We start from the raw sequence: 24,493 nt of genomic DNA, 5'->3' as shown, positions 1-24,493 counted from the left end.
TTTTATTATTTTGAAATTATAAAACCACGGATTATTGTAGCTAATATATTTTCAGCTTTAGCTGGATATTTTTTTGCTTTAAAAACAAATATTTTTAATTATAGAATATTTCTAGCTATAATTATAGGTTTATTTTTTATGATAGCTTGTGGATGCGTTTTAAATAATATTTTAGATATAAAAAATGATAAAAAAATGAAAAGAACGAAAAAAAGAGTTTTAGTAAATAAATATATTTCAATAAATTCTGCTTATATTTTTTCTTTTTTTTTATTTTTTCTTGGAAGTTTAACATTATTATTATTTTTAAATAAATTAGTATATATGATATCTTTATTTGGTTTATTTATTTACGTTATTATATATACTATTTTATTAAAAAAAAAATCTCAATATGCTACTATTATTGGAGCACTTTCTGGATCATGTCCAATTATAATAGGATATTTTTCAATAGAACATTATTTTAATTTTATTTCTATTATATTATTTTTAATTCATTTTTTTTGGCAAATACCTCATTCATATGCAATTTATTTAATATATTTAAAAGATTATAAAAAAGCTAAAATACCTGTTTTTCCTATAGTAAATAATTTTCGTACAACTTTAGATCATATGTATTTTTATGTAATTATTTTAACTTTTTTAATTTTTATTTTAAATATTGTATATTTTTTAAATTTTTTAAATAGTTTTATTTTTTTATTTTTAGGTTATTTTTGGTTATCAATAATTTCAGAAGGTTATTATAATATTTATTTTTATAAAAAAAAATGGGCAATAAAAATTTTTAAATTTTCTATTATTTATATAATTTTATTTAATATTTTTTTATGTATTGATTTTTTTTAAATTTTATAAACATTTATTCGGTTTTGGAATACCAGCAATTTTACTGATTTGCATTGAGGGATTTTTAGGAAATAATTTAATTAAAGAAAAACTATTAATTTTTTTTTGAGATTTTTTATTAATAGCTATTAATAATATTCTTATAGGAGGAGACATATTAAATTTTAAATAAAAATTTCTTGCAAAATAAATTATGTTCCAATGTTTAGATTGCATTTTAATACCTTCATTTTTTGCTACATTAATAGCATATTTTTTATTCCATTTTTTTATTTTTTTTATCATCATAATTATTTTAATACTTATATAAATTTTAAGAATTATTATTTTTTATAATTATTGTAAATTATTTATATTTTTATGGAAATATATAAATAAATATTATGCAATTTTTTTAAAACGTATTTTAAATGCTGCTTTATCTAATACACCGTTAATAAATTTATGACTATCTTTAGATCCAAAAATTTTAGATATTTCTATTCCTTCATTAATAATTACTTTATAAGGAATATCTTTTCTTTTAAACAGTTCATAAACAGACATTCTTAAAATTGATTTTTCTACTTCACTTAATCGATTTAAATTTCTTAAGATATATGGTTTTATTAAATTATCTATTTTAATTTTATTTTTTATAATTCCTGTAAAAACTTCATTAAAATATTGAAAATCTATTTTTTTATACTTTTCATAAAAAAATTTTTTTATTTTATAAATTTTATTATTAGATAATTGCCAAGAATATAATGCTTGTACAATACATATTCTAGAATTTTTACGTAAATAAATCTTCATTTTTTTCTCATTAGATTGGATTATATAATTTATTGTTTTTTTTTAAAATTAATTTTAATACATAAATCTTTACCTATTTTAGATATTTTTCTAAAAATTATTTTTTTAGATTGAGAAATTTTTTTTATATGATTAAGTAAAAAAATAGGTTTAGATTTATTACCTAATATAATTGGAGCGCAATATATTATAAGTTCATCAATGATATTTAATGATAGTAAAGAAGATGAAAAAATAGATCCGGATTCTACTAAAATATTTTTTATATTTAAGGTTCCTAAAAATTTAAATAATAGTATTAAATTTATTTTTTTTTTATATTCCGGAATAATTATTTGTTTTACATGATTTGGCCAATTTTTTTTATCTTTTTTTAATCTAATTAAGAAAATTTTACTCTTAATTTGAATTATTTTATGATTTTTTTGAATTCTATTTTTACTATCGATTATAATTCTTATAGGTTGTATAAATTTTTTTTTATAAAAATATTTTTTATCTAAACAGTTCATTTCTTTTAAACGAACGTTTAATAAAGGATTATCATGAAGAACTGTATTACTTGTTGTCAGTATTGCTGCATTTTTTGCACGTAATTTATGTACTTCTTGTCTTGATTTTTTTGATGTAATCCATTTACTTTCTCCAGATTTAGTAGCTATTTTACCATCAAATGACATTGCTATTTTAAGATTTATCCAGGGATTTTTTGTTTTAATCCATTTAAAAAACTCTCTATTTAGAAATTTATTTTTTTTTTTTAATAATCCCACATGTACTTTTATTCCTGACTTTTTTAATTTTTGTATACTTGTACCATTTACTTTAGGATTAGGATCTTTAATAGAAATAAAAATTTCACGTATTCCAGAAGAAATAATTTTTTTATAACATGGACTTGTTAAACCATAATGTGAACATGGCTCAAGTGTAACATACATTATTGCTCCGTAAGATAGATTTTTAGCCATATTTAAAGCAATAATTTCAGCATGTTCAGAACCTCTTTTTTTATGCCATCCTTTTCCCACTATAATATTATTTTTAACAATAACACAACCTACTATTGGATTTGAAGAAGTAGTAAAAGTTCCTTTTTTTGCTAATTTTATTGCATATTTCATATATTTCTTATGATTAATCATATGTTCTCTATGAAAATTATTTAGAAATAGTGAATGATTTAATCAAGTATAAAATATTTTATATAAAGTATTTTTTTAAAAAATTTTATTTTTGATTAATTTTTTTAATAATATTAATAATTTCTAAAGTGGATATAGCTGCTTCAGATCCTTTATTATTTATTTTAATTCCACATCTTTCTAAAGTTTCATTAATATTTTTTGTCATTAATATACCTGTAATAATGGGAATTCTATGTTGAATACTAATTTTAGATAATCCATATGTAAGTGAATTTTCTATAAATTTATTATGCCTCGTTTCTCCTTTTATAATAGTTCCTAAAACTATAATTGCATGATATTTTTTTTGATATGCAATAATTTCTGAAATAATAGAGATTTCATATGCACCTGGTATTTTTATTACAGTTATATTATTTGATTCTATATTTCCGATTCTCTTTAATGTTTGAATACAACTTTTTAGTAATTTATCATTAATAAATTCGTTAAATCTTGTAGTAATAATAGCGATTTTTGCTTTTTTTGTTATTAGTTTAGCTTGAATAATTTTCATTTTTTTCCTTTGTAAAAATTATTTTATAAAATAATTATTTTGCGTAGATATTTTTATTATATATTAAATATTTTTTTTTCATAGATATTAAAATAATATATTTATATATAAAAATATTGTATTTTAATAATATAAATGTTATATTAACTAAATATCGCGGGGTGGAGCAGTTTGGTAGCTCGTCGGGCTCATAACCCGAAGGTCGTTGGTTCAAATCCAACTCCCGCAAATATTAAATTTTTATTTTCTTTATAAATCCACTTTGTCTAATAATTTTATTTTTTGCTGATTTTAAAAAAATACTTTTTTTAGAAAATATATGTATTTTTTTTTTAGACCTAGTTATTCCTGTATAAATAATTTCTCTACTCATAATTTTATTAATTTTTAATGGAAATATTATATTTATTTTTTTAAATTCTGATCCTTGTGATTTATGAATAGTAATAGCCCATGTAGTTTTATATTTAGGTAATAAATTTATTGGAATATTTTTTATTTCTCCATTATTCATTAAGAAAAATACCTGCATATTTTTTTTTTTATCTAATAGAGTAATACCAATACTTCCATTAAATAAGTTTAAATTTTTTTTATTTTTTAAAATAATTATAGGTTTACCTATATACCATTTATTTGTTTTGATAGATTTAATAAAATATTTTTTAAAAATCATTTTTTTAAATATTTTATTAATCCCACTTACACCAAAAATTCCTTTTTTTAATACACATAAAATTCTTATTTGATTAAAGTATTTTAAAATTTTTTTATATGGATATTTTTTAAAAATCATATTCCAATAATTTTTATACATTTTAAATATTTTTTTAATCATATTTTTATATGAAAAACAAGAGTTATTTATAACAAAAAATTTAATGTTATTAAATTTATTATTAAAAATATTTTTAATTTTTTTTTTTTGAAAGTTTTTAATTATTTTAGCGCATTTGTTAATATCAGATTTTTTTTTAAATCGATATTTTTTTTTTAAAAAAAAAATATTTTTTTTTATAAATTTTTGGTTTTTTTTAAAATATTTTTTTTTAATTAGATCTATTAATTTTAAGTATATATCTTTATTTTCTATTTTTTTATATATAGAAAAAATATCTTTTAAAAAAGATCCACTGTTGATAGAAGGTAATTGATTTGGATCTCCTAAAAATATTACTTGTCCATTTTTATCAATACTATCAATAATTTTTTCTAACATAAAAATATCTATCATAGATGATTCATCAATGATTAATAAATCATAATTAATTTTTTTTATTTTATAAAAAAAATTATTTTCATAATAATTATTTATTTTAAATAAATCATGCAAAGTAAATGCAATATTAGGAATATATTTTTGATATTTATTTTTGATATTTAATAAATATTTATTTTTTTTAATAGATTCAATTAATACTGAACTTGCTTTTCCTGTAGGAGAAGCTAAGATAATTTTTCTTTTTTTTGAAATTTTAATAAATGCATAAATAATCTTAGAAATTAATTGTGTTTTTCCTGTTCCTGGAGAACCTAATATAATTGTAAATTTATTTAATAAACATAAAATAATTGCTATTTTTTTTTCAATATGAGATTTTTTATAAAAATTTTCTTGAAAAATTTTTTTCCATACATTTAAACTATATTCTTTTAGATTATATTTATATGTTAAAAACTTTAATATTTTTTGTTCAATAATCCATATTTTATTTAAATATAAATTTTTTCTATCAATTATTAATGGAAAATTTTTATTTTTTTTTCCTACAGATTTGCTTTTTAATAATTCTTTTTTTATATTTTTAATATTCTTAATTTTATCAATAATTTTTTTTGAAAATATTTTATTTTTTTTAATTTTTTTTAAAGACAAAAAAGTGTATCCTTTTCTATTTAATAAACTTATATATGCTGCAGTGATCAATAGTAATGATTCAGATTTATCTGCTATATTTTTTGCAAAATAATAATCTATTTTATGAAATATTTTTTGTTTAACTAGTTTTTTTATTAATTTAATCATGATTTAATATTTTATTTTTTTTTTGTTTGTTTTTTAAAAAAATAATTATTTAATTTTTTAATTAAATAATATTTAGGTTTACAAAAAAAAATCCCATTTTTATTTTTTTGATTGATTCCACGTAAAAAAATATAATAAAACCCTCCAAAATTTTTTTTAAATTTATAATTTTTTAATTTTAATTTAAGAAATCTATGCAGTGCAATAGAATATAAATAATATTGAATATAGTATTTATTTGTTATAATTTCTTTTTTTAAATATTTTTTATTATAAAATTTAGAATTTTTTCCTAAAAAATTAGATTTATAATCTATTACATAAAATTTTTTATTAAATGTAAAAATTAAATCAATACTTCCAGTTAAAATTTTATGTTTTGTATTAAAATTTTCTTTAAAATTTTTATTGATATTTTTATTTTTTATATTTAATATTTTATCAATTAAATGAATATTAATATTTTTTTTTAATGGTAAAGAAAATTTAAATTCTTTTATGTAATCTTTTTTATTTAAACTGTATAGATTTATTTTAATTTTATTTAAAGGTTTTAATAAAATTAAATTAATCCATTTTTCTATTATAGAAAACCAATTTTTTTTTAATTTTATATTTTTTAAAAATTTTAAAATTAAATAATGATTTTTTTTTTTAAAATTTATGTGTTCAAGTATTTTATGTAAAAAAATTCCATATTTTTTTCCTTTAGGAAAATAATTTTTGGTTAATTTATTTGTTTTATTTTGACAATTATTTTTTTTATTTTTTTTTTTTATATTTTTTATTTCTATTTTTTTTTTACATATTTTAGTATAACTTGTATTTTCTTCTATTTTAAAGATTCTTTGAAGATAATTTTTTTCTATAATATTTTTTTTATTTTTATTTTTTTTTATATAATCTGGAATTAAATTTTTAGAAGTAATATGAATATTTTTATTTAAATTAATTTTTTTAATTTCATTTTTAAATTCTTTAATATTCATTTTTTTTCCTTTCTGCAATATGTATCCTAATCCACTATTATGAAATTTTGTTTGATTGTGTATTTTTTTCATATTTATAAATGGACTAACACCTATACTGCAATGAAATATAGCGCGAGTGATAGCAACATATAATAAACGAATTTCTTCTGATAATTTTTCTTCTTTTTCTAATTTTATTTGTTTTTCTTTTTTTTTAATATTTGTTAGAATATGAAATTTTTTTCTATCATGGAAAATAAGTTTTTGAAAAGATAAAAAATTTGAAATAAATGGAATCCAAATAATTGGATATTGTAATCCTTTAGATTTATATATAGTAGTTATATTAATACAATTTTTATTATTATAAGTTAATCTTTGAGAATAATTTTCATTATATTGATTATCTTGATATATTTTTTTTTTAAGCCATGTTAATAAAAAAAATAAATTTTTTTTCAGTATAGATTTTTTTTCTAAAATTTCTCCTAAATGAATTAAATTTGAAATACAGTTTTTTTTTTGACCATTAAAAAAATATTTTTCATAAATAGGGCTTTGATAAATAATATTTTTAATGAGATTTAAAATTCCTTTTTTTTTCCATATATTCAAAAATTGAATAAATTTGTTTTTTAATTTTGATAGTTTAAGATATTTTTTTTTTAATTGAATTAAAGTATAAAAATTTTTTGATATAATAGAAGTAGTAATAGCTCTATTAAAATAATATTCATTCGAATAATTTAAAATAGATTGTAGTATATAAAAAATTTCTTTTATGATGCTTTTTTTAAAAATAGATTTTTTATTAGAAGTATAATAAGTATTGATATTTTTTTTTTTAAATTGTAATTTTAATATTTCAAATTCTTTAAAATTTTTTACTAAAATACAGATATCTTTTATTTTTAATTTTTTTTTATTATTTTCAGTTTCTAAGATAGCTTTTTTATTTTTTATCTTTGAAATTAAATAAGAAATATTCTCAGCGCATTTTTTAGAAATCCAGTTGTTATAATCATCTATTTTTTTATTTTTATTTTTATGTAACCAAAATGTAATTGCAGGTTGTTCTTTGTTATCAATAATAAATTTTTTTTTTGAAGAATTTTGAGAAGATAAAATAGATTTATATTGTATTTCTTTAAAGATAAAACTATTTTTATGTCTTTTAAATAATAAATTTATACTATCTATTAATTTTTTTGAAGATCTCCAATTTATTTTTAAAGTATATAAATTAGATATTTTAAATGTATTTTTTAGATAAAAAAATATATCAGCTCCTCTAAAATTATAAATAGATTGTTTAGGATCTCCTATTAATATTAAAGAAGATTTTTTTTTATTTCGGTATATTTTTTTAAAAATATTGTATTGTTGATTATCTGTGTCTTGAAATTCATCAATAAATGCTATCGGAAATTTTTTTTCTATAAACTGTGCTAAATTTTTTTTATTTTTTAAAAATAACAGCATAGAAGTAATTAAATTATCAAAGCAAAATTTTTTTTTTTTAATTTTTTTTAAAATTTTTGGTATTTTTTTGATTGCATAAAAAATAATGTTTTCTTTTAAAGAAAATTTAATTTTTAAAAATTTTTTTATAATTTTTAAAAATAAAAAATCTGTTTTATGAAATTTATAACAATTTAATTCTATCTTTTCTTTTACAAAATATTTCAATTCGTTTGGAATGCTATAATTTTTAGTTTTTTTTAAAGTCCATTTTGTAATTTTTTTTATCCATCTAGAAATGTTTTTCTGATTATATATTCTTTTATTAAATTTTTTTTTTAAAAAATTTTCGTTTAATAAAATATTTATGTTAGTCCATTTTTTTTTAAAATTTTTTATTTTTTTTATATTATCATAATGTTTTTCATAAATATTTTTTACTTTTTTTTTATTTTTAAAATATATTTTTGATTTAATGCTTAAAAATTGAACAATTTCTAATAAAAGATTATCTGGATTTTTCCAGTATTTAAAAATTATATTTGATATTTCTGTGTCTAAAGGATAAAAAAATTTTCTCCAAAAAGTATATACAGATTTTTTATATAAAATTTCTTCTTGATATTTTTTTTTTGTACAAGAATAATCATGATTAAAATTTTTAATGTTTAATATATATTTACAAAATCCATGAATAGTATAAATTGATGCATTATGAATTTCTATATAAGCTTTTTTTAATAAAATACTTGCATTTTTATAATCTTTAATTTTTTGAAATAATTGTTTAAAATGCAAATTTTTTGTTTTTTTAGACAAACAGTCTATATAGCAATGATAGATGTTTTTTTCTAATCTATTTTGAATTTCTATTTTGGCATTTTTAGTGTAAGTAATAATTAAAATTTCTTTTACTAAATATTTTTTTTTATTATTAATTCCTAATAATAAACGTAAATATAATAAAATAATTGTAAATGTTTTACCTGTTCCTGCTGAAGCTTCAATTATTTTAATTCCTTTAAATGGAATTAAAAATATATTATTTAATATATTCATTTTTTAATAGTAAAAATTTTATATTGAATTTTCATATATTGGAAGCATCCAATATTTGCATGTTTGACATGTTTTTTGTATAAAGTTATGATGAAATAATGTATAAAGTTTTTTAATATACGGATCTTTTTTTTCTCCTAATACATATTTATTTCCATTCCATATATCTATAATTTTTTTTTTACTATATTTAATAATTTTATTTTTATTGGAGATCTTTTTTTTTTTTTTATCATACATATAATGAAACCAACTTAATCCTGTGTTTGTTAAAATTATTGGTTTTTTTAATCCTTGAATATATCCTAAAATATATTTTAATAAATATTTTTCAGCTAAATCTTTTTTAAGATTTCTAAAAGTAATTTTATTATTCATACCTATATAAGAGCTATGATATTTTCCATTTTGAATACAATATATTAAATGTTCTATCCAGAAAGTAATTTTGTTATAGTGATTTAAATTAAAAGATTTCCAACGTAATAAACCTTTTTCAGTAATATTTTTTAAATTTCCTTGAATAATATATCTATTTATTTTAAATTCAATATATTTATTTTTTAAAGATATATTCATTTTTTTAATTTTTATAAATATTTTTTTTATTTTTTTAAATTGATAATTTAAGTAAGTTTTGCCAAGATTTCCATGAGGTAAAATTCCCATAGAAGATATTATTTTAAATAAACTATCTAGATCTTTTTTAAAAATCATATAGTTAAGAATTTTTTCACTTAATAAATAATGATTTTTTTTATCTATGTAAAAAGGTTCTTGATTATAATTATCTAATATTTCTCTTTGATAAAAAATTTTTAATCTATTATGAAAAAAATATTTAATAGGATTATTCCAAAAAGATAATAAATTTTTGATATGTATATTTTTTATTTTATATGATAATGGTATTTTAATATTTTTTTTAAAGCTAATTTTTTTTTTTGTATTTTTTGATAAAATCCATTTTGAATGAAAACTATGAAAATTATTTTTTATATGAAAATTTTTTCTTTCAAAACTATATTTTGGATGTATAAATAATAAATTTTTAAAGAAATCTTTTTTTAAAAAAAAATTTTCTTGTATGTATATATTAAATTGATTTAAAATTATAGAATAAGATTGGTTTTTTATTGAATCATATGAATTATTTATATAACTAATAAAAATTTTTTTTTGAGTAAAATATAATAGTTCTAAGAACATAAAATATTCTTCTGAATTTTTTTTATAGTTATTATTTTGTTTGTCTATATATAATAAATTTTCATGTTTTTGAATATTTTTTTTAGGAAATTCATGATAATTCATACCTAATATATAGGTAATTTTAAAAGGGATTGTTCTAAAATTTTTAAAATGAGAAAATGTTATACAATTATAATTATTTTTGTTATATGTTAAAATATTTTTTAATTTTTTATTAATTTCATATTGAATAATTTTAATTGATATTCTTTTTTTATATGAACTGTTTGAAATATTTTTTAAAATTATATTCCATTCTTTTTCAATATATTTAATTTTTTTTTTTTGTTTTACATTTAAATAAAAAAAATCATTAATTATTTGTAAATATATTTTTTTCCAAGAATAAATATTTTTTTTAGTAGATAACTTTTTTCTCCATTTTTTTAAAATTTTTATAAAAAATAAAATCTTTTCTAATATTTTGATTTCTTTTTTTTCGTTAATATTATATGGAAGAATTTTTTTCCATAAAATATAATTTTTTACTCCATATCCCATAATAATTTTTTTAATACCTTCATTCCAAGTATTTTGATTAATAGGGATATGATGTATTTTTTTTTTATGATTTTGATCAATTCCCCATCTAATATTTGTATCTTTAATCCATTTTTTTATTATTTTAAATTCTTTTTTATTAATTAAAAATTTTTTAGAAATAAAAGAAAAATTTAAAAAATTTAATATTTTTTCAGATTTAAATTTATTTTCTGGTAATTCTAAAATTTTATTAAAAATATACAAAATTTTACTATTAGAAAATTTTTTTTTATAAATTTTAAAAGGAATTTTATTTTTTTGATTTTCTGAAATGAAAACTGATTGAATAAATGGAATATAGTTTTCAATGTTTTCTGTTTTAACGATAATATGTTTAGGTTCAATATTTTTATTTGTATTTAAGATGTATGATATATTATCATATAAAATTTCTATTTCTCTTAAATAACTATGGCATTCATGAATTGAAATTGAGTCATCATTAGAAAAATTATTTTTTTTTTTTAAAATATTATTTGTATGTATATTTTTAATTTGATTTTGAATATTTCCTAATAAGGTTTTATTATAATTAATGATATATTTTTGTTTAATATTTGTTGTTAAATTAAAGATGTATTTTATTTGTTTTAAATGATCTTTATACCAATGAGAGATAAAAGAATTTGAATTATTATAATTTTTTTTTTTCAGAGAATTTAAATTTTGAAATGGAGTACATATAAAAAAATAAATTTCTGTAATATTACTAATTTTTTTTAAAATTTTAAAATATGTAAATGCATAATTACATGGATTTAATAAGAATAATCGATTAGGTAAATTTATAGATTGAATATTATTTTTATTAAAATTTTTAATTAGATAGGGAATATGATATTTTTTTTGTATTTTTTTAGTATAAATTATTTTATTCCAGATTTTTTTTTGTATATTATATAGTGTATTATTTTTATTTAATATAGTATATTTTTTATTTTCCCAATCTACAATCCAATTTGGACGATGAATAGAGTATTCATATAAAATTTTTGATAAAGTTTTAAAATATTTAAATTTAATTAAATCTGAATCTTTTTTGTTAAATGAAAAATATTTCGTATATTTTGGAGATAAACTTATTAATTCCCATAAAATGCATGATTCGTTGAATAAAAATTTTTTATTATATATATTTTTTTTTAAAATATTAAATATAAATTTTTTAATTGAAATATAAGAAATATTACTATTTATTCCAAGAATTTTTGATATTTTATTTTCAATAAAAGAAATCATTGCTTTATCTTCTACAATAATTATTTCTTTTAAAAATATATTGTTATTTTTTTTTTTTATAAAACTACATATTTTTCTTATTAAATAATTTAAATCATTAGAAGTATAAATTTTTATCATAATTTTTTTTAATACATTTCAAGTAATTAAATTGAATTATTTTAATGCTAAATAATTTTATAATTTAATTACTTTTTATGATTTGTTATTTTTTTTTTGATATTTTTTTTATTTTTTTAGATTTTAGAAATTTTGAAAAATGATCAGAACATGCAATGTGAATATTATTTTTATCTAATTCTTTTTTAAACTTATACATTAGGTCCCAATATACTATTTGTAATTCTTGTGTTTTACTCCAACATCTTACTACAAAATTTAAAGAATTTGGAGATAATTCATGAAGTCCAATTAATACATCTGGATTTTGCACAACGCGTTCTTCTTTATTGACAACTTTTTTCAATACTGAAATTACTAGTTTGATATCAGAATCATGAGCAACATGTATAAAAAATTCATTTCTTCGAATAGAAGCTCTAGAATAATTTACAATTTCTCCAGACATAATTCTATTATTAGGAATAACAGCAATTTTACCATCTATTGTACGTAAAATTGTATAAAATATATCTATGTTTAATATTGTTCCTGATATTTTTTCTAAACTGACATATTCTCCTAACTTGAAAGGTCTAAAAATTTTTAATAAAATTCCAGCAGTAAAATTTGATATAGTTCCTTGCAGAGTTAATCCTGTAGCCATTCCTAATGTTCCAAGAATTGCAATAAAAAATGTTGGTTGAACAGTACTTATATGACCTAATGCTAGAACGATCGCAATAATTATAAGTATGTATTTCAACATATTTTTAAATCCAATGAAATTGTATTTATTAAATAAATGAAATATTTTTAAAAAATTTCAATTATTATAAATAAAGTTATAGTTTTATAAAATAAAATTTCTTAATAATTTTATTTTGTTTGATCTTTTATAATAAACGATTTTATATTTTTTTAAAATATTAATTTTTATTTTATATTATAAAAGATTGAATAAATTTATATAAATAATGATAAATTATAATAATTTTTTATAGTATATTGATTGCATTTAAATTTTTAAAGATTTTTTGTAGTTTTAAATAAGTATTATTTTGCGATTTTTTTATCCAATTTCTTGGATCATAATATTTTTTATTAGGTTGGTTAATACCTTGAGGATTACCTAATTGACTTTGTAAATAATTTTTATATTTTTTATAAAATTTTAATATACCTTCCCATGTAAACCATTGTATATCTGTATCAAAATTTATTTTTACAACACCATATTTAATAGATTTATGAATATCTGATAAAGATGATCCTGAACCTCCGTGAAAAACGAAATTTAAAGGATTAACTTGAGATATATTGTTTTTGTGTTGTACATATATTTGAGATTTTTTTAATATTTTAGGTTTTAAATCTATATTTCCTTTTTTATATACTCCATGAACATTTCCAAAAGATGCTGCAATTGAAAAAAGTGGACTAATTTTAGAAAGTTTTTGATAGGCGTAATTGACTTCTTTTGGTTTTGTATACAAGTATTTTTTTTCTAAATTTGTATTATCAATTCCGTCTTCTTCTCCTCCAGTACAACCAAGTTCAATTTCTAAAAGCATATTTATCTTATTCATTTTTTTTAAATATTTAGAACAAGTTTTGATATTATTTTTTAATGATTCTTGTGATAAGTCTAACATATGAGAAGAAAATAAAGGACGTTGATGATCTTTAAAAAATTTTTCTCCAACCTTAATTAAACCTTGAATCCAAGGTAATAATTCTTTATTACAATGATCAGTATGTAAGATAATTGGAATATTATAATATTTTGACATTAAATGAATATGTTGAGCTCCTGATATAGCTCCATCTATTGCTTCTTGAAATAATTTTTTATTATTAGTGTTTTCTTTTCCAGAAAGAAAAGTAGATCCTCCATATGAAAACTGTATAATTACAGGAGATTTCATATAGTTAGCTGTTTTTAATATAGTGTTTATAGAATCAGTATTAATACAATTAATAGATGGTATAGCATAATTATTTTTTTTAGCTAATTCAAAAATTTCTTTAGTTTCAGATCCATTTAAAACACCTATAGGCATTTTTTTATTAATTTTTTTCATATAATTTTTATAATTCCTTATAGTTATATTAATTTTTTATATATTTTTTTTGTAACATTTGAATAGATGGCAATTTTTTTCCTTCAATGAATTCTAGGAATGCTCCTCCTCCAGTAGAAATATATGAAATTTTTTTTTTTATATTAAACATCTCTATAACAGCTAATGTATCTCCTCCTCCAGCCAAAGAAAAAGAATTTTTATTATTTGCAATAGCATAAGAAATTTTTTCTGTTCCTAAACGAAATTTTTTAGATTCAAAAACTCCTACAGGACCATTCCAAATAATAGTTTTTGCTTTTTTTATTATTTTAATTATTTTTTTTATACTTTGATCACCTATATCCATAATTTCTTCATTATCAGAAATTAAATTAGAATCTTTCATTAGATATGTATTTTTTTTATCATGTACATTTAATGTTCTTGAATCAATAGGTATAATAATATTATATTTTTCTAGAAGTTTTTTAGCTAATTTAACAAAATTTTTTTCATAAAGAGATTTTCCAATATTATTTTTAATGGCTAAAAACGTATTTGCTATACCTCCTCCTACTATTGTAGTATCTGATATTTTAGCTAATTTTTTTAAAACATTAAATTTTGTAGATATTTTTGATCCTCCTAATATTGTTATTAATGGTCTTTTAGGTTTTTTTATAGATTTTTTTAAAGATTTAATTTCAGACATAAGTAAAGGTCCTGCACATGAAATTTTTGCGAACATTCCTACTCCGTAAGTAGATGCTTCCATTCTATGAGCAGTACCAAATGCATCCATAACAAAAATATCACATAAAGAAGCATATTTTTTTGCTAATTTTGTATTATTTTCTTTTTCACCGAGATTAAATCGTACGTTTTCAAATATTATAATTTCTCCATAATTAATTTTTATTTGATCATATATGTTTTTTAAAAAATGAATCTTTGTATTTTTTATTTTCTTTTTTAAATATTTAAATATTGGAAATAATGAATATTTTTTATCAAATTTATTTTCTATAGGTCGTCCTAAATGAGATAAAATCATAATTTTTGATTTATTTTTTAATGCTAACTTTATTGTAGGCAAAGATGCTTTAATACGAGCATATGATGTAATTTTATTATTTTGAATAGGTACATTTAAATCTAATCTAATTAATATTTTTTTTTTTTTTATATTAATTTTTTTCATTTCATTGATAAGCATATTTTACTCTTAAAATTTTTTATAATTAATGAAAATATATAAAGAATTTTATATTTAATATATTTTTTTATTTATATTAAATATAAATTATTTTGTTATTAAAGATAATTTAATTTTTAAAAAATTTATATTTATTAAATATAAAAAATTTTTTTATTTTGTATTAGATAATAAATTTTTTATATTCGATTTTTTTCTAAATATTTATGTAAAATATAATTTTTTAATTTGTTTTAAATTAACTTTTTAACCATATTTTTATACCGTTAAGAAACATTTGTGTGGATAACATAATTAATATTAGTCCCATTAATCTTTCTAAAACATTTACTACTTTTTTTCCAAAGATATTTAGAAAAGCATCAGACATTAATAATGTAATTAATGTTATACTCCAAGAAATGAATAAAGAAATAATTAAATAATTCATATTTTTTGCATATTGATGAGATAGTAACATTAAAGTAGCTAAAACAGAAGGTCCAGCTACTAAGGGTACTGCTAAAGGCACTAAAAATGGTTCTTCATGAACAACTTTTACATGATTTTCATTTTCATGATTTGGAAAAATCATTTTTATAGCAATGAAAAATAATATTATTCCTCCAGAAATAGATACAGTTTCTGTTTTTAAATTTAAAAAATTTAAAATATTTTCTCCAGAGAATAAAAAAAGTATCATAATACATAAAGCGATACACATTTCTCTAATTAATATTAGACGACGTTCTTTTGAATTAAAGTTTTTTAAAACAGTCATAAATACAGGTAAATTACCTAATGGATCCATAATTAAAATTAGTAATATAGTAATAGAAATTATTGTTTGCATTATTTTTTTCCATTTTTATTTTTTTTTTTAAAATCGGTTATAATAAATATTATTAATTATATAATAATAATTTATTTAAAATAATTTTATTTTTTAAATTTTATATATATAAAAATATTTTTTTAAAATATTTTAATATAATATTATAAAATTAATTTTTTAAATATTTTTATTTTTTTTTAAAAATTCTAAGAGGTGATTATTTTTTAAAAATTTTATTAAAAAATTTTTAATATTTAATCTTTAATGAATATTATGAAAAAAAAAGTTGGATTTATTGGTTGGAGAGGTATGGTAGGATCTGTATTGTTAAAAAGAATGTTAGAAGAAAAAGATTTTTTACATATTAAATCAATTTTCTTTTCTACTTCTCAAATTGGTGAAAAAAATCCTAAATTTAGTAATTTTTTATTTCCAGGTTTCTTAAAAGATGCCTATAATATAGAAGAATTAAAGAAATTAGATATTATTATAACATGTCAAGGTAGCTTATATACTCAAAAAGTTTTTCCAATTTTACGTTCTTCTGGATGGTCAGGATATTGGATAGATGCGGCATCAGATTTAAGAATGAATAAAGATGCTTTAATTGTTTTAGATCCAATTAATCATATGCATATAAAAAATGCTATTTATAATGGAATTAAAACTTTTGTAGGTGGAAATTGTACTGTTAGTTTAATGATGTTAGCTTTAGGTGGATTATTTCGTCAAAATTTAATTAAATGGGTTTCTTTTTCTACTTATCAAGCTGCTTCTGGAGCTGGATCCAAATATATTAAAGAATTATTAGAGCAAATTAATTTTTTAAATCAATATTTATCTAAAAAATCTACGTTTTCTCAATCTATTTTAAAAATTGAAAAAAATATTACTAGTATTACAAAAAATTTTGATTTTCCAAAAAAAAATTTTCTGATACCTTTAATCTTAAATTTAATTCCATGGATTGATTCTAGTATGCCAAATGGGCAAAGTAAAGAAGAATGGAAAATGGAATCAGAAACTAATAAAATTTTATCAACTGAAAATAACAACAGAGTTTTAATTGATGGAACATGCGTACGAGTAAGTTCTTTGCGTTGTCATAGTCAATCTTTTGTTATCAAATTAAAAAAAGATATAAGTTTACATAAAATAGAAGAAATATTATCAAATGATAATAAATGGGTGAAAGTTATTTCAAATGATAAAGAATCTACTTTAAAAGAATTAACTCCATTATCTGTAACAGGAACTTTAAACATTCCTATAGGTAGATTGAGAAAATTAAACATTGGATCAAAATATTTATCTGCTTTTACTATAGGAGATCAATTATTATGGGGAGCAGCTGAACCATTAAGAAGAATGTTAAAATTTTTAGTTTAAAAATTTTTAAATTTAAAATATTCATTTTTTTTTTAAAAAATATGAGTAAGGAATTTTTAAAATATTAGATTTGATTAAAATATAATTTAAAAAATTACATAAAAGAGGTATTTCTTTTTTTGTTGTTATATCATCTGTGATAATTATAATTAAATCTCCGATTTTTAATGATCGGAGTTTTTTTTTTAAGAAAAGCATAGTATCCGGACATCTAAGTCCTATTAAATTTAAAATATTTTTTTTTTTCATTGTTTATATAATTTAATTATCAATCTTTATAAAATTTTTATATTAATTTATTTTTTTTTAATTAAACATTAAAGATATTTCTTTTAGAATTATCCATATTGATTTTTTCTTAATTTTTTTAATAGATACTTCGATTCTCGTTAAATACCTTATAATTTTTAACAAACTTTTATAATTATTTTTTTTACTAGCATAAATATAAAATTTTTGTGTATTTTTCCAAATTCTTTTTTCATTCAAAATTTTTTTTTTTTTAATATAATTTTTTTCTTTTTTTAACAAAATCAATATAATTATTTGATTTTCTAAGTATCTTATTAAACTTAAAGGAGAAATTTTATTTTTATATAAATTATTTAATATTAATAAAGATTTTTTATATTTCCCTAAAAATAAATAATGAATCCATTGAAATATTGTATATGTTTCTTCTGTAAAAATTATTTTTTTTATATGATTGATAGTAATTTCTTGGTTTGGAAAAACTAACGCAATCATATCTAAATTTTGATGTAATAATTCAATATTTGAATAATAATTTTTATATAAAAAAATTTTTGCTGTATTTTTAATTAAATTATTTTCTAGATATTCTTCGATCCAATTTAAAAATTCTTCTTTGTTTAATTCAAAACATGGAATAAAAGTAAAATTATGTAAAAAAATATTTTCCATATTTTGTTTAATAATATTTTTATAATTTTTTTCGTTTAAAATTAATAAAATAATATTAGATTTAAATAAAATATTATTTTTTTTTATTTTATCAATAATTTTTTTTTGTATATTATTAGTAAATATTTTTAAAATAATTATTTTTTTTTTAAATAAAAAATCTTTTTTTTTACATTCATAAAAAAAATTTTCCCAATTTTTTTGATTTTTTATTTCAATTTTTTTATAGTTTATAAGATTTATCTTATTAAATGTTTTTAAAATTATATCTTGATACTTTTGTATGAGAATATTTTTTGTTCCATAAATTATATAGTTATATTTTTTTTTTTTATAAATATTATTTATAATTTTTTTTAAATTTATATGATTCATTGAATATACATATGATGTTATTATTTTTTATTTTTTAAAAACTCATTTAACTATGTTGTGATTAAATTTAAAATTTTTTCAGGAATAAAAAATGTTTTTATAATTTTTTTTGTATTAAGTTTTTTTATGACTTGATTTTTTTTGATAGCTTTATTAAAAATTTCTTTTTCAGATAATTTTTTTTTAGTTGAAATAATGCAACATATTTTTCCGTTAATTTGAATAATAATTTTATTTATTGGAGATAAAATATATTTTTTATTTATTTCAGGCCAATTATGTATATTAAAATTAGATTGTTTTTGAAATTTTTTTAAAATTTTATAACTAAAATGTGGAGTAAATGGATTTAATAATTTTAAAATAACAATTAAACATTCTCTAATTATTATATAATGATTATTTTTTTTTATAACATTTTTTTTTAAATATTTAAAAAATTTCATAATATGAGATATAGCAGTATTAAACGATTGTTTTTTTTGAATATCTTGAGAAACTTTTAATATTGTTTCAAATAAATAAGAGTATGTTTTATGATTTTCTTTTTGATATGAATTAAAATTTTTTTTTTTATTTTTTTTAAAAATAGATATATTTATATAACATATATTCCATATTTTTTTTAAAAATTTATGCATTCCTTTTAATCCACGTTCATTCCAATATAAATCAGATTCTACTGGTGCTGCAAACATAATAAATAATCTTATTGAATCTGCTCCATATTTTTTAATAATTTTTTGAGGATTGACGCCATTATTTTTAGATTTAGACATTTTCATTATTCCTGCATAAATAACTTTTTTGTGATTTAAGTTTTTTATAGAAATAATTTGTCCTTTATCATTTTTTTTTATTTTAAGATTTTTTTGATTAATCCATACTCGTGTATTTTTATTTTTTAAATAATAAAATGCATCTGATAAAACCATACCTTGGCATAATAATTTTTTGACTGGTTCATTATGCGAAACTAAATTAAAATCTCTTAATAATTTATGATAAAATCTAAAATATATTAAATGCATAGTAGAATGTTCAATTCCTCCTACATATTGATCTATTGGTAACCAGTATTTTGCAGTATTAAAATCAATCATACCTTTTGAAAAGTTTGGACATGTATATCTAGTATAATACCAAGAAGATTCCATAAAAGTATCAAATGTATCATTTTCTCTTATTGCGTTTACTCCATTTATTTTTATATTAGTCCATTTTTTTAATTTATCTTGATTATGATAATCATTAAATTTAGGCAATAATACTGGTAATTTTTTTTCTGGAATAGTTATGATTTTATTGTTTTTTGTTGTTGCTATTGGAATTGGAGCGCCCCAATATCTTTGTCTAGATATGTTCCAATCTTGTAATTTATATTTTTTTGTAATTTTTCCTATTTTTTTATTTTTTACTTGAAATAATATTTTTTTATTAATTTTAAAAATATTTTTTTTTGAAATTTTCAAAGAATTATTTTTTAAATAATTTATATTTTTTTTATAAAAATTAAATTCTATTAAATTATGTTTAGGAGATGCAATAATAATATTTTTTCCATATTCAATAGAAACAAAATTAGCGATCCAAATTGGTAATTCTTTTTTATTTAAAGGATTAATTGCAATTTCATTTGTATTTATTCCGATATTTTGAATTTTTTTAAAATTTGAAACAGATGCTAATTTTTTTTTTTGTTTTTTAATAAATTTATAAAGTTTAGAATTATTTTTAATTAATTCTATAACAGATTCATGATCTGGAGCTATTGCTATATATTCTGCATCTAATAGACTATAAGGTCTAATAGTATATCCTTGAATAATTTTTTTATTTTTTTTTAATGTTAAATTTATTTCTATTCCTTTAGTTCTTCCAATCCAGTTTTTTTGCATATTTTTAACTTTTTTAGGCCACATTTTTAATGTTTTTATATCTTGATATAATTCTTCTGCATATTTTCTTATTTTTAGAAACCATTGTGGAATATTTTTTAAAATAACTTTAGTATCACATCTCCAACATTTTCCTTTAATAACTTGTTCATTTGCTAAAACAGTTTTATCTTTTTTACACCATTTTACTAAAGAAGTTTTTTTATATACTAATTTTTTTTTATATAGTTGAATAAAAAACCATTGTTCCCATTTATAATATTTTGGATTACATGTAGAGATTTCTCTGTTCCAATCATAACTAAAACCTAAAGATTTTAATTGTTTTTTCATATATTGAATATTTTTTTGTGTCCAATCTTTTGGTTTTTCTTTATTTTTGATTGCTGCTATTTCAGCAGGTAATCCAAATGCATCCCATCCTATTGGTTGTAAAACATTTTTTCCTAGCATTCGTTGATATCTTGATATGACATCACTAATTGTATAATTTCTTACATGACCTATATGTAATTTTCCAGAAGGATAAGGAAGCATAGGAACACAATAATATTTTTTTTTTTTTAAATTTTCGAAAGCTTGAAAACTATTTTTTTTTTTCCATTTATATTGTATTTGTTTTTCAATTTTAATAAAATCATATTTTTTCTTCATTTATATTCCTTATATGTAATTTCTTATAAATACTTTAAAATTTTTTATTATTTTTTTAAAAAAAATTATATGAGAATCTTAAAAGAATTTTAATTATTTTATTTTTTTGAACAAATGCTTTAAAATATCTTTAATAGTTATTAATCCAGTAATAATTCCAAATTCATCTATAACGATAGACATATAATTTTTATTAAGATAAAATTCTTTTAAGGTTCTATTAAGATTTTGGCTATCAGGAATAATTACAGGTTTTTTAATTATTTTTTTTAATAAAAAATTTTTTTGATCATTGTATATATTTTTAAATAAATCTTTAGCTATTAAAAATCCTATGATGTGATTTTTATCATAACTCATGATTGGAAATCTTGAATACGATGATTGAATAGTGATTTTTAAACATTTTTTTAATGTATCATGAATATTTAATGTAATCATTTGAGTTCTAGGAACCATGATATCTTTTACTTTTTTATTTTCTAAATTAATTACTTTTTTAACAATGTTATAAGTATTTTGTACAATTAATTTATTTTTTTTAGATTTATTTATAAAATATAATAGTTCTTTTTTATCTTGTGGTTCTTCGCTAAAAATTTTGTTAAAAAATTTTAAAATAAATCCTTTTTTGTTATACATATTCTGTATATCTCTTTTAAATTAATATTATAAATATTTTTATATAAATTATATTTATAATTAAAGTTAAATATTTTTAAATTAACATTATTTATTATAAAAATATGGATTTTTAAATCCTAAAGAAATCATGTTTTTGATTTCTAATGTTTCCATTTTTTTTTGACTAGATAAATTATTATGTACATAACCCATTAAATGCAATACACCGTGAATAATCATATGTGCCCATCGTTCAGATATTTTTATACAATATTTTTTTGATTCTTTTTCAATAATGCTTTTACAAATTACTAAATCTCCCATTAAGAATGTATTATTATTTTCTTGAGGATCTATAATAGTAAAAGATAAAATATTTGTTTGTTTATTTTTATGTTTATAAAGATAATTTAATTTTTTTATTTTATTTTTATTAACAATTTTTATTGTAATTATTGTTTTTTTTATAGAATTTTTTATAATTTTTTTAACCCATTTTTTTATTAATTTTTTTTTTGGAATATTTTTTTTTATTTCTACGGAATATTTCATATTTATTTTAATCATTTAAAATTATATAAAATTAAATATTTTAAAAATTTTTATTTTAATAAAATATTTTATAATTCTCCTTTTAAAGTTTGCATATGTGCGTTTTTAATTTTAACATTAATAATTTTTCCAATTAATTTTTTAGATCCTTTAAATAAAACTGTTCTATTATTTTGAGTTTTTCCAAATAATTTTTTTATATTATTTTTGTATATAAATTTTTCTACTAATACTTTTTGACGTGTTCCAATCATTTTTTTACTCCAAAATTTTGTATTTTTTTGTATTTTTTTTTGTAAAAAATATAATCTTTCTTTTTTTTCTTGTAAACTAACAGAATCTAATAAACGTGCTGCTGGTGTACCAGGTCGTTTTGAATAAATAAAACTAAAACTCATATCAAATTTTATTTCATCAATTAATTTTAATGTTTTTTGAAAATCTTCTCTTGTTTCTCCAGGAAAACCAATAATAAAATCAGAAGTAATTTGTATATTCGGTCTATATAAAATTAATTTTTGTATAATTTTTTTATATATTGAAATATTATAGGCTCTTCTCATTTTTTTTAAAATTCTATTTGAACCACTTTGTACAGGTAAATGTAAATAGCTAACTAATTTTGGTACTTTTTTATAAATTTTAATTAAATCATCTGTAAATTCCATAGGATTGCTTGTAATAAAACGTATTCTTTTTATTTGATCAATTTTAGATATTAATTTTATTAAATTTGATAATTTTAAAATAGATTTATTAATAGATTTACCTTTATATGAGTTTACATTTTGCCCTAATAAAATTATTTCTTTAGTTCCGTTATTCGCTAAAAAATTTGCTTCAGATAAAATTTCTTCAGGATTTCGACTGATTTCTTTGCCTCGAGTATGTGGAACAATACAAAACGAACAGCATTTATTACACCCTTCCATAATAGAAATATATTCACTAATCTTTTTTAAAGAATGATGTTTATAAAATTTATATTTTTTTAAACTATTTGATTGAATATTTATAATTTTTTTTCTTTTTTTATAAATTTTTTTAATGATTTTAGGTAAACGATGAATTGTTTTTGGTCCAAAAATTATATCTACATATGGTGCTCTTTTATAAATATTTTTTTTTTCTTGTGCAGCTACACATCCTCCTACAGCTATAATTAATTTTTTATTTATATGTTTTAATTTTTTCCATCTTCCTAATTGATCAAATAGTTTCTCTTGTGCTTTTTCTCGTATAGAGCATGTATTTAAAATGATTAAATCAGATTTTTCTGCATTTTTTGTTGCAATATATTTTAATTTTTTTTGAAGTACATGAAATATTATAGATGAATCATATTCATTCATCTGGCAACCCCATGTTTTTATATGTATTTTTTTCATGATTTTTTTTAATAACATTTATATTTTGAAATATATTTATATTTTAATATCAGACTTTATGTAAAAAACAATATTTTTAATTTTTTAATTTTAAAATTTTAGATTTTATTTTTTGTATTTTTATATTATTTTTATAGATTAATTAATTTTAAATATTTTTTTTAAAATATATTGAATTTTTTTAATAAATATAATATTTTGAAATAATAATAGAAATATTATTTTTTTAAAATAATTTATATATTATTTTTTTTAAAATTGATTTTTTATTTAGTAACTAAAAAAAATAAAGTTCTAATTTTTTTTATATTGTTTATTTTTCTTATTTTTTAATAATTTGAAATATATTTTTAATTTTTTTAATTTTTTATATGTAAAAATATTAGTAATGTCTTTTATAATATAATTTATTTAATTATTTTTTATAAAATTAATAAATATATTAAATTATTTAAAAATTTTAAATATAAAATAATTTTTTATTTATATAAAATATTGTGTTAATTATAATTAAAAATATTTAAAATAATTTTTTAAATAAACATTTAAAAATATTATTTTAAAGAAAACAAACATATTCTATTTGT

Annotated in this window: 19 protein-coding genes and 1 tRNA gene; 3 read left to right on the top strand and 17 right to left on the bottom strand. The window is 17.1% G+C overall.

Annotated elements, in window-relative coordinates; all coding sequences use genetic code 11:
* The first annotated feature begins 15 nt into the window (after positions 1–15).
* Entirely contained in the window at positions 16–855 is an 840-nt protein-coding gene (cyoE, locus tag AB4W58_RS01665) for a heme o synthase (RefSeq protein WP_367674251.1), read from the top strand.
* A gap of 3 nt (positions 856–858) precedes the next feature.
* Here cyoE and AB4W58_RS01660 read toward each other — a convergent pair whose 3' ends face one another.
* The 4 genes from AB4W58_RS01660 to ribH form a co-directional block, all read right to left on the bottom strand.
* A complete protein-coding gene (locus AB4W58_RS01660; RefSeq protein ID WP_367673957.1) occupies positions 859–1,143 on the bottom strand; it encodes a TusE/DsrC/DsvC family sulfur relay protein in 285 nt (94 codons plus the stop codon).
* Positions 1,144–1,236: 93 nt separating this feature from the next.
* Positions 1,237–1,653 (bottom strand): transcription antitermination factor NusB, encoded by a 417-nt coding sequence (gene nusB / locus AB4W58_RS01655; RefSeq protein WP_367673956.1) that lies wholly within the window; start codon positions 1,651–1,653, stop codon positions 1,237–1,239.
* A 29-nt stretch (positions 1,654–1,682) separates the two neighbouring features.
* Entirely contained in the window at positions 1,683–2,798 is a 1,116-nt protein-coding gene (gene ribD / locus AB4W58_RS01650) for a bifunctional diaminohydroxyphosphoribosylaminopyrimidine deaminase/5-amino-6-(5-phosphoribosylamino)uracil reductase RibD (RefSeq protein WP_367673955.1), read from the bottom strand.
* A gap of 85 nt (positions 2,799–2,883) precedes the next feature.
* Positions 2,884–3,357, bottom strand: coding sequence for a 6,7-dimethyl-8-ribityllumazine synthase (ribH, locus tag AB4W58_RS01645; protein ID WP_367673954.1), 474 nt, complete (start codon positions 3,355–3,357; stop codon positions 2,884–2,886).
* A gap of 155 nt (positions 3,358–3,512) precedes the next feature.
* On the opposite strand from ribH, the gene AB4W58_RS01640 reads away from it, so the two are divergent.
* Positions 3,513–3,586 (top strand) — tRNA-Met (locus AB4W58_RS01640).
* Between the two features lie 3 nt (positions 3,587–3,589).
* Here the strand turns inward: AB4W58_RS01640 and recD are convergent.
* From recD to AB4W58_RS01605, 7 genes are all read right to left on the bottom strand, one after another.
* Complete coding sequence (gene recD / locus AB4W58_RS01635) at positions 3,590–5,383, bottom strand: exodeoxyribonuclease V subunit alpha (protein ID WP_367673953.1); 1,794 nt, start codon at positions 5,381–5,383, stop codon at positions 3,590–3,592.
* 11 nt (positions 5,384–5,394) lie between these two features.
* Positions 5,395–8,874, bottom strand: coding sequence for an exodeoxyribonuclease V subunit beta (recB, locus tag AB4W58_RS01630; protein ID WP_367673952.1), 3,480 nt, complete (start codon positions 8,872–8,874; stop codon positions 5,395–5,397).
* A gap of 18 nt (positions 8,875–8,892) precedes the next feature.
* Positions 8,893–12,027 (bottom strand): exodeoxyribonuclease V subunit gamma, encoded by a 3,135-nt coding sequence (locus AB4W58_RS01625; protein ID WP_367673951.1) that lies wholly within the window; start codon positions 12,025–12,027, stop codon positions 8,893–8,895.
* An 85-nt stretch (positions 12,028–12,112) separates the two neighbouring features.
* Positions 12,113–12,775, bottom strand: coding sequence for a mechanosensitive ion channel domain-containing protein (locus tag AB4W58_RS01620; RefSeq protein WP_367673950.1), 663 nt, complete (start codon positions 12,773–12,775; stop codon positions 12,113–12,115).
* Positions 12,776–13,004: 229 nt separating this feature from the next.
* A complete protein-coding gene (gene fbaA, locus AB4W58_RS01615; RefSeq protein ID WP_367673949.1) occupies positions 13,005–14,090 on the bottom strand; it encodes a class II fructose-bisphosphate aldolase in 1,086 nt (361 codons plus the stop codon).
* 28 nt (positions 14,091–14,118) lie between these two features.
* Positions 14,119–15,288: a phosphoglycerate kinase gene (locus tag AB4W58_RS01610; protein WP_367673948.1), complete on the bottom strand. Its 1,170-nt coding sequence runs from the start codon at positions 15,286–15,288 to the stop codon at positions 14,119–14,121.
* 238 nt (positions 15,289–15,526) lie between these two features.
* The gene (locus tag AB4W58_RS01605) at positions 15,527–16,120 is read right to left on the bottom strand and encodes a YhgN family NAAT transporter (RefSeq protein WP_367673947.1); all 594 of its coding nucleotides are present in this window, start codon (positions 16,118–16,120) and stop codon (positions 15,527–15,529) included.
* Positions 16,121–16,375: 255 nt separating this feature from the next.
* Here AB4W58_RS01605 and asd point away from each other — a divergent pair, with 255 nt between their 5' ends.
* Positions 16,376–17,491 carry an aspartate-semialdehyde dehydrogenase gene (gene asd / locus AB4W58_RS01600; protein WP_367673946.1) on the top strand — a complete coding sequence of 372 codons (1,116 nt, stop codon included), beginning with the start codon at positions 16,376–16,378 and terminating at the stop codon, positions 17,489–17,491.
* A 21-nt stretch (positions 17,492–17,512) separates the two neighbouring features.
* Here the strand turns inward: asd and AB4W58_RS01595 are convergent, their stop codons facing one another.
* From AB4W58_RS01595 to miaB, 6 genes are all read right to left on the bottom strand, one after another.
* Positions 17,513–17,740 carry a sulfurtransferase TusA family protein gene (locus AB4W58_RS01595; protein WP_367673945.1) on the bottom strand — a complete coding sequence of 76 codons (228 nt, stop codon included), beginning with the start codon at positions 17,738–17,740 and terminating at the stop codon, positions 17,513–17,515.
* A 57-nt stretch (positions 17,741–17,797) separates the two neighbouring features.
* A complete protein-coding gene (holA, locus tag AB4W58_RS01590; protein WP_367673944.1) occupies positions 17,798–18,790 on the bottom strand; it encodes a DNA polymerase III subunit delta in 993 nt (330 codons plus the stop codon).
* A 50-nt stretch (positions 18,791–18,840) separates the two neighbouring features.
* Entirely contained in the window at positions 18,841–21,342 is a 2,502-nt protein-coding gene (leuS, locus tag AB4W58_RS01585) for a leucine--tRNA ligase (protein WP_367673943.1), read from the bottom strand.
* A 93-nt stretch (positions 21,343–21,435) separates the two neighbouring features.
* Complete coding sequence (locus tag AB4W58_RS01580; protein WP_367673942.1) at positions 21,436–21,984, bottom strand: CBS domain-containing protein; 549 nt, start codon at positions 21,982–21,984, stop codon at positions 21,436–21,438.
* Positions 21,985–22,071: 87 nt separating this feature from the next.
* Positions 22,072–22,518 carry an rRNA maturation RNase YbeY gene (ybeY, locus tag AB4W58_RS01575; protein ID WP_367673941.1) on the bottom strand — a complete coding sequence of 149 codons (447 nt, stop codon included), beginning with the start codon at positions 22,516–22,518 and terminating at the stop codon, positions 22,072–22,074.
* 68 nt (positions 22,519–22,586) lie between these two features.
* Positions 22,587–23,906, bottom strand: coding sequence for a tRNA (N6-isopentenyl adenosine(37)-C2)-methylthiotransferase MiaB (miaB, locus tag AB4W58_RS01570; RefSeq protein WP_367673940.1), 1,320 nt, complete (start codon positions 23,904–23,906; stop codon positions 22,587–22,589).
* Positions 23,907–24,493 lie beyond the last annotated feature (587 nt).

This window comes from Buchnera aphidicola (Chaitophorus sp. 3695) (assembly GCF_964058985.1).
In the GTDB taxonomy this organism is placed as follows: Bacteria; Pseudomonadota; Gammaproteobacteria; order Enterobacterales; family Enterobacteriaceae; genus Buchnera_J; species Buchnera_J aphidicola_BQ.
The sequence above is the reverse complement of the archived record's forward strand: the minus strand, read 5'-3'. Positions and strand labels throughout refer to the sequence as shown.